The organism is Streptomyces sp. NPDC111744, assembly GCF_055634995.1.
Genome location: NZ_JBVKCG010000002.1, coordinates 669525 through 679642, shown reverse-complemented (window position 1 = coordinate 679642; position 10118 = coordinate 669525). Strand labels below are relative to the sequence as shown.

The 10118-nt window shown below is 70.0% G+C and carries 8 protein-coding genes; 5 read left to right on the top strand and 3 right to left on the bottom strand.

Annotated elements, in window-relative coordinates; all coding sequences use genetic code 11:
• The 4 genes from ACZ7OO_RS07180 to ACZ7OO_RS07165 all read left to right on the top strand — a co-directional run.
• Positions 1-3606, top strand: a 3606-nt coding sequence (locus ACZ7OO_RS07180; protein ID WP_471502292.1) for a HAMP domain-containing protein, incomplete at its 5' end; no start/stop codon positions are given.
• A 149-nt stretch (positions 3607-3755) separates the two neighbouring features.
• On the top strand, positions 3756-6131 hold the full coding sequence (locus ACZ7OO_RS07175) for a SpoIIE family protein phosphatase (RefSeq protein ID WP_471502380.1): 2376 nt from the start codon (positions 3756-3758) through the stop codon (positions 6129-6131).
• Positions 6132-6264: 133 nt separating this feature from the next.
• Positions 6265-6621, top strand: a complete 357-nt coding sequence (locus tag ACZ7OO_RS07170; protein WP_471502290.1) for a PRC-barrel domain-containing protein — start codon at positions 6265-6267, stop codon at positions 6619-6621.
• A gap of 32 nt (positions 6622-6653) precedes the next feature.
• Positions 6654-6827 carry a hypothetical protein gene (locus ACZ7OO_RS07165; protein WP_471502288.1) on the top strand — a complete coding sequence of 58 codons (174 nt, stop codon included), beginning with the start codon at positions 6654-6656 and terminating at the stop codon, positions 6825-6827.
• A gap of 3 nt (positions 6828-6830) precedes the next feature.
• Here the strand turns inward: ACZ7OO_RS07165 and ACZ7OO_RS07160 are convergent, their stop codons facing one another.
• Together ACZ7OO_RS07160 and ACZ7OO_RS07155 are read right to left on the bottom strand one after the other, a co-directional pair.
• Complete coding sequence (locus ACZ7OO_RS07160) at positions 6831-7154, bottom strand: STAS domain-containing protein (protein WP_471502286.1); 324 nt, start codon at positions 7152-7154, stop codon at positions 6831-6833.
• A gap of 308 nt (positions 7155-7462) precedes the next feature.
• Complete coding sequence (locus ACZ7OO_RS07155) at positions 7463-7900, bottom strand: MarR family transcriptional regulator (RefSeq protein ID WP_471502284.1); 438 nt, start codon at positions 7898-7900, stop codon at positions 7463-7465.
• A gap of 201 nt (positions 7901-8101) precedes the next feature.
• Between ACZ7OO_RS07155 and ACZ7OO_RS07150 the strand changes: the two genes are divergently transcribed.
• Positions 8102-9277 (top strand): PP2C family protein-serine/threonine phosphatase, encoded by a 1176-nt coding sequence (locus ACZ7OO_RS07150; RefSeq protein WP_471502282.1) that lies wholly within the window; start codon positions 8102-8104, stop codon positions 9275-9277.
• A gap of 167 nt (positions 9278-9444) precedes the next feature.
• Here ACZ7OO_RS07150 and ACZ7OO_RS07145 read toward each other — a convergent pair whose 3' ends face one another.
• The gene (locus tag ACZ7OO_RS07145; protein WP_471502280.1) at positions 9445-9948 is read right to left on the bottom strand and encodes a MarR family winged helix-turn-helix transcriptional regulator; all 504 of its coding nucleotides are present in this window, start codon (positions 9946-9948) and stop codon (positions 9445-9447) included.
• Positions 9949-10118 lie beyond the last annotated feature (170 nt).

Here is a 10118-nt window from a genome sequence, read left to right as displayed (position 1 = left end):
GACGCCCGGGGCGAGATCCTGGAACTGAAGAACACCATCAACACGATGGTCGACCAGCTCTCCGCCTTCGCCGACGAGGTCACCCGCGTCGCCCGCGAGGTCGGCACCGAAGGCCGGCTCGGCGGACAGGCGGACGTCAAGGGAGTCAAGGGCACCTGGCGCGACCTGACCGACTCCGTGAACTTCATGGGGGGCAACCTCACCGCGCAGGTCCGCAATGTCGCCCAGGTGGCCACCGCGGTGGCGCAGGGCGATCTCTCCCAGAAGATCACCGTGGACGCCCGGGGCGAGATCCTGGAACTGAAGAACACCATCAACACGATGGTCGACCAGCTCTCCGCCTTCGCCGACGAGGTCACCCGCGTCGCCCGTGAGGTCGGCACCGAGGGCAACCTCGGCGGCCAGGCGATCGTGCGGGGCGTGTCGGGGACCTGGAAGGACCTCACGGACAACGTCAACGTGATGGCGTCCAATCTGACCGGGCAGGTCCGGTCGATCGCCCAGGTCGCCACGGCTGTCGCGCGCGGTGATCTCTCGCAGAAGATCACCGTGGAGGCCAAGGGCGAGGTCGCCGCCCTGGCGGACGTCATCAACACCATGGTCGACACGCTGTCGGCGTTCGCCGACGAGGTCACCCGGGTGGCGCGCGAGGTGGGCACCGAGGGCCGTCTGGGCGGCCAGGCCCATGTGCCGAACGTGGCGGGGACCTGGAAGGACCTGACGGACAACGTCAACTCCATGGCAAACAACCTCACCGGGCAGGTGCGCAACATCGCCCTGGTGACGACCGCGGTGGCCAACGGCGACCTCTCGAAGAAGATCGACGTCGACGCCCGGGGCGAGATCCTGGAGCTGAAGACCACCATCAACACGATGGTCGACCAGCTGTCCTCGTTCGCCGCCGAGGTCACCCGCGTCGCCCGCGAGGTAGGCAGCGAGGGACGGCTCGGCGGTCAGGCAGAGGTTGAGGGTGTCGAGGGCACCTGGAAGCGGCTGACGGAGAACGTCAACGAGCTGGCCGGAAACCTCACCCGGCAGGTGCGGGCGATCGCCGAGGTCACAAGCGCCGTCGCCGAGGGCGATCTCACCCGCTCCATCACCGTGGTGGCGTCGGGCGAGGTCGCCGAACTCAAGGACAACATCAACTCCATGGTGGAGTCCCTGCGCGAGACCACCCGGGCCAACCAGGAACAGGACTGGCTCAAGACCAACCTCGCCCGCATCTCCAGCCTGATGCAGGGCCACCGCGACCTGCCCGTGGTCGCCGAGCTGATCATGGACGAGCTCACTCCACTGGTGTCGGCCCAGTACAGCGCCTTCTACCTGGCGGAGGACACCGAGCGCGGCCATGAACTGCGCCTGGTCGGCTCGTACGGCTATCCGGACGACGCGGAGCGGCCCACCCGTATTCCGGTCGGGCGTTCCCTGGTCGGGCAGGCCGCACGCAACCGGCGTGTCATCACCGTCGAGGAACTGCCGGAAGGCTACGTCAGCATCTCCTCCGGACTCGGGCAGGCCGTGCCCCGCGCCCTGGTCGTGCTGCCCATCGTGGTCGAGGAGCAGGTCCTCGGCGTCATCGAACTGGCCTCGCTGACCCGCTTCACCCAGATCCACCAGGACTTCCTCGCACAGCTGATGCCGACCATCGGCGTCAACCTCAACACCATCGTGGCCAACGCCCGCACCGACGAGCTGCTGGAGGAGTCCCAGCGGCTGACCTCCGAACTGCAGGCCAGGTCGGAGGAGTTGCAGGTACAGCAGGACGAGCTGCAGCGCTCCAACGCCGAACTGGAGGAGAAGGCTTCCCTGCTGGCCTCGCAGAACCGCGACATCGAGGCGAAGAACCTGCAGATCGAGCAGGCGCGTCAGGAGCTGGAGACCCGGGCGCAGCAGCTGGCACTGGCATCCAAGTACAAGTCGGAGTTCCTGGCCAACATGAGCCACGAGCTGCGCACCCCCCTCAACAGCCTGCTGATCCTGGCCCAGCTGCTGGCGCAGAACCCGTCGCGCAACCTCACCCCCAAGCAGGTCGAGTACGCGGGCATCATCCACTCGGCGGGCTCGGACCTGCTGCAGCTGATCAACGACATCCTCGACCTGTCCAAGGTGGAGGCCGGCAAGATGGACGTGGCTCCCGAGCGGGTCCCGCTGCGCAAGCTCCTGGAGTACGTCGAGGCGACCTTCCGGCCGATGACGACCCAGAAGAGTCTCGAGTTCACGGTGGCCACCGCGCCCGGCACGCCCGCCGACCTGCTCACCGACGACTCCCGGCTGCGGCAGATCCTGCGCAACCTGTTGTCCAACGCGGTGAAGTTCACCGAGCAGGGCGGCGTACAGCTGCGGATCGAACCGGCCGCCGACCGGGAGGTGCCGCCGGGCGTCCTCCGCGGTGGTGCCGTGGTGGCCTTCCGGGTCGTCGACACCGGCATCGGTATCCCGCACCAGCAGTTGGAGACGATCTTCGGCGCGTTCCAGCAGGCCGACGGGACCACCAGCCGCAAGTACGGCGGCACCGGTCTCGGCCTGTCCATCACCCGGGAGATCGCCCATCTGCTGGGCGGCGCCGTCACCGTCGACAGCACCCCCGGCCAGGGCAGTACGTTCACGCTGTATCTGCCCGTCGCGCGCGCCGACTTCGAGGAACTGCTGGAAACCGGCGGCCGGCCGGTGGAGCAGCCCAGCGACCTCGCCACCTCGGAGGCGGCACCGGCGCCCCGTCTGCTCTCCGGTTCCGTGCCCGTCCCCGAGCACCGCAGGCGCCGTCTCCTGGTGATCGAGGAGCGCCCGCGCGGTCTGCTCAGCCTGGTCGCCGAGCGGGCCGTGGCGGACATCGCGCACGACCCCGACGATCCGCACGGGGCGATCGACCTCATCACCGCCGTCGGGGCGCAGGAGGCGGCGAGTACGCTCGCGGCCGAACCGTGCCACTGCGTCGTCCTGGAACTGGGCATGCCCGGCAAGGAGGGCGCGGACTTCCTGGAGGCCATGCGGGGCGACTCCGCGCTGGCCAGCGTGCCCGTCCTGGTGCACACCGGGCATCGGGTGGATCTGGCGCAGGAGCAGGCGCTGCGTGCCCTCGCGGGCGGCCGGCCGCTGGACTTCCTGTCCAGTCTGGACGAGCTGCGCGAGCGCATCACCCTGCACCTGTCCGCCGAACAGCCCGGTGACGTGCTGTCGCTGGTGCGCGCCGAGGAGCCGCACCGCCCGGCCGCGCAGGTGGTGGACGACTCCTTCCTCGGCCGGACGGTCCTGGTGGTCGACGACGACGCACGCAACCTCTTCGCCCTCAGCGGAGTGCTGGAACTGCACGGCTTCCAGGTCCTGCACGCCGACAACGGCCGCAAGGGCATCGAGATGCTGCTCGCCCACCCTGACATCTGCCTGGTGCTGATGGACGTGATGATGCCGGAGATGGACGGCTACTCCGCCACCGCGGAGATCCGCGCCATGCCCCAGTACGCGGAGCTGCCCATCATCGCCGTCACCGCGAAGGCCATGCCGGGCGATCAGGAGAAGAGCCTCGCCTCGGGAGCCAACGACTACATCACCAAGCCCGTCGACACGAACGACCTCATCGCCCGCGTCCGTCGCTGGCTGGCCGTGTGACAACGCGCCACAGCCGCGGCGTCCACCCGCCGGCCGCATAACGCCCCGGGGCGTCCCAGCCGAGAAACAGGCCCACCGTGAGTGATCTCCGTCCATCGCCCGAACCTCCCGAACCGCCCGATGCCGTCGACAGCACACGGGAAGCCGCCATCGGTGAACCGGACGAGCCCGTCCGGTCGTCCCCCCTCGGCAGGCTGGCGGCGACCGTGGAGCGGCTGCGCCGCGAAGTGCGGGCGGCGCATGCCGAGGCCGACGGGCGTGCCCTGATCGAGCTGGCCAAGGGCATCCTGGTCGAACGGCTGGGCTGCGGCCCGGCGCAGGCGGCCCGGCAGCTGGCCGAGCTGGCCGAGCAGGCGGGGGTGACACCGCTCGAGTTCGCGGTCGACGTCATCAACCAGGCCGCACGGGACCGGCTGTCGGAGGTGACCGCCGCCTTCTTCGCGGCCACCGCGGCCCATACGGAGGCCGCCGACTCGGCGGACAGCCACTCCTCCGCCGTACGGCTGCGGGCCGCCGAGAGCGGTGCGCTGGCCGCCCCTGACACCCAGGCCGTGGCCGAATCCCTGCTGGAGCACGCGCTGGCCCCCCTGGGTGCGGAGGCGGTCGCCATCTGGGCACTGGGCGCCGACGGCTCGCTCACCCTGGCAGGCCACGCCGGATTCTCCTCCGCCGAGGCCGGGCGCTGGCGGCATGTGCCGCCCAGGGTGGCGACGGTGGCCCGCCGCGGCCTCGCCGAGCGCTCGGGGCACTGGATCCGCAGCCTGGCCGAGAGCGGGCTGCCCTCCATCGGTCAGCACCACCATCCCGAGGGCGGCCGGGTCGCCGCGGCGGCCGGCACCGGCGGGCGCATCCACGGCGTACTGGAGATCGTCTGGCCCGCGCCGCTGGACACGCCTCCCGCGCCGATCGTCCGGCAGGTCGAGGCTCTGGCCGAGCTGTGCGCGTACACCCTGGACACCGGAGCCCTGGACCGGGGTGACGGCGACACCGGCCGGCCCGTCATGCCCGGTGTCACCGAGCTGATGGACCTGGCCGACGGACTCCACGACCCCGCCCTGGTGCTCATGCCGCACCTGAACGCCGACGGCGATCTCGTCGACTTCCGCATCCACCACGTCAACGGCCGCTTCCTGGACCCCGGCGGCAGGCCTCGGGCCGTCATCAACGGCGCCCTGCTGCTGGAGACCTACCCGATGGCCGCCGGCCACAGCGAGCTCTTCGAGCGGATCGAGCGCGTCTACGCCACCGGCGAGCCCTACCGCGCCCACCGGATGCGGCTCACCGCCCTGGTCGACGACGTCCCCCTGGCGGCGGTCGCCGACATCAACATCAGCCGGCACGGCGGCTGCGTCCTGCTGATCTGGCGCATCGAGGACGAGACGGCCCGCCTGGCCAGCCTGCTCCAGCACGCGCAGCGCCTGGGCCGTATCGGCGGCTTCGAGGAGAACCTCCTCACCGGCGAGATCACCTGGAACGGCCAGCTGTACGACCTCTACGGCAAGCCCGTCTCCGGCGCCCCGGTGCCGCTGGAGGACCTGCCCGCCCATGCCCATTCCGACGACGCCGTCACCATCGGCCGCTTCCTGCGCACCCTGCTGCACCACCGCCGGCCCGCGTCCACGGCCTTCCGCCTCCAGCGCCCCGACGGGGTCACCCGCCATATCCGGGTGGTGGCCGAACCGGTCCTCGACTCCGGCGGGCAGCTGTACGTCGTTCGCGGCGCCTACCAGGACATCTCCGCACACCACTGGACCGAGGTCGCTCTCGCCGCGACCCGCGACCAGCTCGCCCACACCGAGCAGCAGGCCAGCGAACGCAACCGTCTCACCCTCCAGCTCCAGCACGCCATCATGCCGCCCACGCGGGCCCCGCTGGAGGTCCCCGGCCTTGACCTGGCCGTGCGCTACCGGCCCGCGGAGACCCAGCATCTGGTCGGCGGCGACTGGTACGACGCGGTCGTGCTGCCGTCCCGGCTGGTGCTGGTGTGCGTGGGCGATGTCGCCGGACACGGCATCGAGGCGGCCACCAGCATGGTCGTCCTGCGCAACGCGCTGCGCGGACTCGCCGTGACCGGCGCCGGACCGGGTCAGTTGCTGTCCTGGCTGAACATGGTGACCCACCATCTGACCGGTGCCGTCACCGCCACCGCGGTGTGCGGTCTCTACGACCCCGACCGCCACACCCTGCGCTGGGCGCGGGCCGGTCATCTGCCGCCCGTGCTGGTCCGGGGCGGTGAGGCGGAGCCGCTGCCCCTGGTCAAGGGGCTGCTGCTGGGCGCCGTGCCGGAGGCCGTGTACCAGGAGCACGAGGTGCAACTCGCCGTCGACGACACACTGCTGATGTACACGGACGGCCTGATCGAACGCCGTGACCGGTCCGTGGAAGAGTCCCTGGCGCAGATGCTGACGACCGCCCGTACGGTTCCGTCGACCCTGGAGCAGCAGCTGGACCGCCTGCTGACCCACAGCAGATCCGACACCGACGACGACACCTGCCTCGTGGGCATCCGCGTGGCGCCGTGCTGACGCCCTGCGCCCGTCCGGTGGTGGCCCGAAGGCGCGCTCGCACGGATGGTCTGTTTCATCGCCGCCACGCGGCCCGGTCGGTCGGCGGCGTCAACCGTGCGATCAGGGGTACCCGTTCCTACGGAGGTATCTGATGTTCGAAGCAGGTGACATCCGAGAGTGGCGCGGTCACGATGTGGTCGACGCCTCCGGGCACAAGGTCGGCGTCCTGGAGTCGGTCTACGTCGACACCGCGACCGACCAGCCCTTCTACGCCACCGTGACGGTCGGCCTGCCCACCCGTCGGCGCCTGGTGTTCGTTCCGCTCGCGAAGGCGACCGTCGGCCCGGGCTACTTGAAGGTCGCCTACGACAAGGACACGGTCAAGAAGGCCCCCGCGATCGACACGGACGGCGAGCTGCCGGCCGCGGAGGAGCCTGCGGTCTTCGCGCACTACGAAATCGACTACACCCCGGGCGCCGGTGGCGAGCGCCGCCTCGCCCGCCGCTGACGCCTCGAAGCCGACATCCGATAGGAGAGCCCATGACCCTGTTTCTGCTGCTGATCCTCGTGGCCCTCGTCCTGGGCATCATCGGATTCACCGCACACGGACTGTTGTACTTGCTGATCATCGGTGGGGTAGTGCTGCTCGCGGACCTCGTCTACGCCGGTTTCCGACTGCGACACGGGGGACGGCACCACCGCGTGGCCCGCTGACCGTCACCTGATGGTGAACAGTTCGATGGCGCCGGTGAGCGTCAGGAGTCGGCTGACGGCCGGACGCAGAGGGCCGATCAGCACCAGTTCGCGTCCGGTGGCCCGATGGCGGAGACGCGCCTCGATGAGGGCGTTGAGGAGCATGCTGTCGGCAAAGGTGACCTGCGTCAGGTCAACCGCTGTCACGGGCATCGCCGCACTGTCGGCCGCCTCCCAGGCCTGTTCGAAGCCCTGGACGTCGGCGTAGTCGACTTCGCCACGCACGGTGATCGCAAAGGTCTGCGCGCCGCGGTCGACATGCGCTCTCAGTTCGGGAGCCGCGGGCATTCGCGCCATCCTCGTGTCACGGGCTTCCGGCGGGTGAGGCAGCGAGAGCCCTTCGTTTCGAAGCCCCCGGATTCACGAGATATATCGCACAATTAGGGCGGATCACGTCAATACCGGGGTAGTCGGACGAGGCAGGAAACGGCCTCGAGAACTGTTGCCGTTTGACAATAATAGCCATGAGGCAACAGAGTAGCCGAGTCGGACGTACACGGGGAAGGACCTGGAATGTTCCGGTGGACAGGGCTCGCGCCTGGCACCGGTCATCACCGTCACGGAGCGGTGGTGGCACCGGTGCCGTGAAGGGTTGGTCAGGCGGTCCGGCTGTCGGAGTCAGGGACGTCTTCGGCTATCTGCGTCGCCGCCGCGGCGACGCAGAAAGCCTCAAGCCCCTCCAGTAGGGCAACACGCTTGGCGGCGGGCATGTCCGCCAACACCTTCTGCAGCTCACCCTCCCGGCGGGCACGCAGATCGGCCAGGAAGGAGCGGCCCCGGCCGCTGAGATGCAGGCGTACCTCGCGTCGATCCTCCGCGCCCACCACGCGCTCGATGAATCCCGCGGCCTGTAGCCGGTCGCACAGTCGGCTCGTGGACGGAGGAGTGGAGGCGAGGGATGCGGCGAGAGTGCGCAGATTGATGCCGTCGTGGTGCTCAAGGATGTGCAGCACCCGCAACTGGGAGGCAGAGGTAGGCGCGGTCGAGGCGCGGCCCCACACAACTTCCAGCAGCTCAGCGGCCTTGGTGGTCACATGTGCGACCTCATCGGGCTCTGGGCGGCGGCGGAAGGCAGTCACGATCACACTCTCGCAGGCACTGGGGCGTCTTTCAGCCTACTAGCAGCCTCCGCCCACGCGGACCCCCTCGGAACGACCGACGCGGCTCACAGCGGAACCCTGCCTTCTCAGCCGGGCCCGCACCTTGCCGGGAGAAAGAATGGTGCATTCCTCATCGTGAACAGACTCCAGTCGGCGCAGCGTGCTCTGCGCACAGCCGCTCCCCACGAGTTGCTCGACGCCGTCCGCGTCGTGCTGACCGAGTTGTACGGCGCGGAGGCCGTCGAGCTCTTCATGGCGGACTACGGCCTGACAGCACTGCAGCCGGTGTCGGTGAAGCCACACAACATGGAGCCGGTGCCGGTGCATGGCAGCCCGGCCGGCCGGGCCTTCGGTTCGCAGGAGCCCTACTGCGAAGCGGGCCAGGACCGGCGGATGCGCGTCCACCTGCCGGTCAGCGTGCGCGGCGACCGGCTGGGCGTGCTGTCCGTGACGCTGCCCGGCGGCGACGCGGCACGCGGGTGTGTGTCCGAACTGGCCGAGATCGCCGCTGTGCTGGCGCACGAGGTGCTCGTGGCCGACCGCGACACGGACCTGTATCTCCAGGCCCGGCGCAAGGACCGGCTCACCCTGGCGGCCGAGATTCAGTGGCAGTTGCTGCCCGGTCGCTCCTGCACCCGGCCCGAGTTCGACCTGGGTGGCCAGCTGGAGCCCGCCTACGCCGTCTTCGGTGACAACTTCGACTGGTCCGCCACCGCCGACCGTCTGATGCTGTACGTCACCAACGGCATGGGCGAGGGCATAGAGGCGGCTCTGCTGACCAGCCTCGCCATCAACGCCCTGCGCAATGCCCGGCGCGCCGGAATCCCCATCGCCGACCAGGCCGCCCTGGCCGACCAGGCCGTCTACGCCCACTACCGAGGCCATCGCTATCTGTCCGTCCTCATGTTCGACTTCGACCTGGACACCGGGCGGGTGAGTGTCGTGGACGCGGGCTCCCCGCAGCTCCTGCGGCTGCGCGGCGGCACGGTCGAACGTGTCCCCTTCGAGGCGCAACTGCCCCTGGGCATGTTCGAGGAGACGGACTACGTGGCGCAGGAGTTCGAGGTCGAGCCCGGAGACCGGCTCGTCTTCGTCAGCGACGGCGTGCACGCGGTGCACTCCCCGAGGGGCGAGGCCTACGGGGATCGGGCGCTCGCCCGGGCCATCCACTCCAGCCGGCTGTTGCCCGCCGCCGAGGTACCCCGCGCCATCCTGCGCGAACTGGCAGGCCACCGGGGTGAAGCCGTCATGCCCGAGGACGACGCCCTGGCCGTCTGTCTGGACTGGCGCGGGCGCCCCCTACCCTCGTGACCCGGTACGCGGGTTTCCGTCCGTTTCCCTGCCGGGCGTACGCCACGTGGGACAAGCCGGCGGCGGAGGGCGTGGTGGTGCGAGCGGGGCCGCCCGGCCCTCGGCCGGGCGGCCGGGCCCTCGGTCCGCCCGGTCGCGGTAGCGCCAGGACAACGTCAGCGCAGACCTCATGGACCACTGTCACGCCGCCCGGGCTCTCCGCGGTCCTGGGCGGCCAGAAACCCCTGGAGCCCTTGCCCGAGAGCCTCCCGGTCAGTCGGCTCCATGGCCCCGAGCACGACGGCCAGCGCGCGCGCTCTACGCTCGGCCACCTCGTCCACTGTCCGGTGGCCTTGCCTGGTCAGGAGCAGACGCACCTCACGCCGTCTGCTCGGATGCAGCACGCGCTCCAGCAGACCGGCTGCTTCCAGCCGGTCGCACAGCCGGCTGGCGGTGGGCAGGCCGATCTCCATGCCCACCGCCAAGGCGGTGAGGTTGAGACCCGGCTCCTCCTCCAGTATTCGCAGCGCACGCAGTTGGTGCGGGGACAGGCGCAGGCTCGCACTCTGCGCGGCGTCCGACCACAGTTGGGTCAGACAGTCCACGGCGTCGGCCAGCGCCGAGGCGAGGGAGACGGGACCGTCACGCGGTCCGCCTGATCGGTCGTCCGGGAAGCCATCGAGACCAGTCACGGAGGCATCGCTTTCAGAAACCCGCTGTCATTGCACGTACCACTTATGCAAACGCCGTACCCGGAGAGTCGCCGGGCAAGCACCCTGAGCCGGGCCAGTCGGCTCTTCGCGCCCGCGCGGTGTGGGCACTGAGTTCCGCAGAACCTGATCGCGCGTCCTGGGCAGTCCAC

Coding starts and splice junctions, on each gene's coding strand:
- ACZ7OO_RS07170 (WP_471502290.1), top strand. CDS start 6,265: ATGTTCGAAGCAGGTGACATCCGAGAGTGGCGCGGTCACGATGTGGTC.
- ACZ7OO_RS07165 (WP_471502288.1), top strand. CDS start 6,654: ATGACCCTGTTTCTGCTGCTGATCCTCGTGGCCCTCGTCCTGGGCATC.
- ACZ7OO_RS07160 (WP_471502286.1), bottom strand. CDS start 7,154: ATGCCCGCGGCTCCCGAACTGAGAGCGCATGTCGACCGCGGCGCGCAG.